The organism is Geobacillus sp. Manikaran-105 (genome assembly GCF_002809955.1).
Taxonomy (GTDB): domain Bacteria; phylum Bacillota; class Bacilli; order Bacillales; family Anoxybacillaceae; genus Geobacillus; species Geobacillus thermophilus.
Map to the genome: position 1 here is coordinate 1 of NZ_PIJG01000132.1, position 1,208 is coordinate 1,208.

The following is a 1,208-nucleotide window of genomic DNA, read 5'->3' on the forward strand; positions in this document are numbered from 1 at the left end:
AACGGTAAGCCACACACAAGAACCCTTTACGCTTCCCTTCGTTCCGAAGGTGTCCGTTCTAGCCATATTCTATCCTATTCGTTGGCTAACGCCAACCGATATTCATCTCCCACTCACCGGGTTACATCCTTCGCGTTCCTTGAGGTGGGAGACTTCTTTCGGAAATCCGTTAAATGGCGGAGGAGGAGGGATTCGAACCCCCGCGCGCCTTGCGGCGCCTCTCGGTTTTCAAGACCGACCCCTTCAACCACTTGGGTACTCCTCCAAAAAGAAACTTAGCAATGGTGGACCTTGTAGGACTCGAACCTACGACCGGACGGTTATGAGCCGTCTGCTCTAACCAGCTGAGCTAAAGGTCCGATAATGGTGGCGGTGGAGGGGATCGAACCCCCGACCTCACGGGTATGAACCGTACGCTCTAGCCAGCTGAGCTACACCGCCAAATCAAAATATTAGTGGTGGAGCCTATCGGGATCGAACCGATGACCTCCTGCTTGCAAAGCAGGCGCTCTCCCAGCTGAGCTAAGGCCCCATGGAAAATCGGGAAGACAGGATTTGAACCTGCGACCTCACGGACCCGAACCGTGTGCTCTACCAAGCTGAGCTACTTCCCGATGAACGCGCTCGAGAGGATTCGAACCCCTAACCTTCTGATCCGTAGTCAGATGCTCTATCCAATTGAGCTACGAGCGCACGTGCCGAGGGCCGGACTCGAACCGGCACGGTAGTTACCTACCCCAGGATTTTAAGTCCTGTGCGTCTGCCAATTCCGCCACCCCGGCGGGCGAGTGGAGCGGAAGACGGGGTTCGAACCCGCGACCCCCACCTTGGCAAGGTGGTGTTCTACCGCTGAACTACTTCCGCAAAACGATGAGCCATGGAGGACTCGAACCTCCGACCCTCTGATTAAAAGTCAGATGCTCTACCTACTGAGCTAATGGCTCATGGTTAGGATAACACTCTAGGTACTACCTAGCTCTACCTGCCTCTTCCTCTCCCAGCTTATTCGAGGAAGCGAAGTGTGTCGAGGCAACTCGAAGCCTATTCGAAGATGTATCGCTCGTTTCTGAGCTCATGTTTCGCTAGTTGAATTTTTTCAAAATGGAAGATGCCGGCTGCAGGACTTGAACCCGCAACCTACTGATTACAAGTCAGTTGCTCTACCAATTGAGCTAAGCCGGCACATTTAACATGAGTTACTGGCTCAT

Annotated in this window: 10 tRNA genes; all 10 read right to left on the reverse strand. The window is 53.6% G+C overall.

Features of this window, described 5'->3' with window-relative positions:
• Positions 1 to 174: 174 nt before the first annotated feature.
• A tRNA-Ser gene (locus tag CV945_RS16855) sits at positions 175 to 265 on the reverse strand.
• A gap of 17 nt (positions 266 to 282) precedes the next feature.
• Positions 283 to 359: transfer RNA gene (locus tag CV945_RS16860), tRNA-Ile, on the reverse strand.
• A gap of 5 nt (positions 360 to 364) precedes the next feature.
• Positions 365 to 441: transfer RNA gene (locus tag CV945_RS16865), tRNA-Met, on the reverse strand.
• 15 nt (positions 442 to 456) lie between these two features.
• A tRNA-Ala gene (locus CV945_RS16870) sits at positions 457 to 532 on the reverse strand.
• Positions 533 to 540: 8 nt separating this feature from the next.
• A tRNA-Pro gene (locus CV945_RS16875) sits at positions 541 to 614 on the reverse strand.
• A gap of 5 nt (positions 615 to 619) precedes the next feature.
• Positions 620 to 693 (reverse strand) — tRNA-Arg (locus CV945_RS16880).
• 3 nt (positions 694 to 696) lie between these two features.
• Positions 697 to 782: transfer RNA gene (locus CV945_RS16885), tRNA-Leu, on the reverse strand.
• Between the two features lie 7 nt (positions 783 to 789).
• Positions 790 to 864 (reverse strand) — tRNA-Gly (locus tag CV945_RS16890).
• Between the two features lie 7 nt (positions 865 to 871).
• Positions 872 to 944 (reverse strand) — tRNA-Lys (locus CV945_RS16895).
• 165 nt (positions 945 to 1,109) lie between these two features.
• Positions 1,110 to 1,182, reverse strand: a tRNA-Thr gene (locus CV945_RS16900).
• Between the last annotated feature and the right edge of the window lie 26 nt (positions 1,183 to 1,208).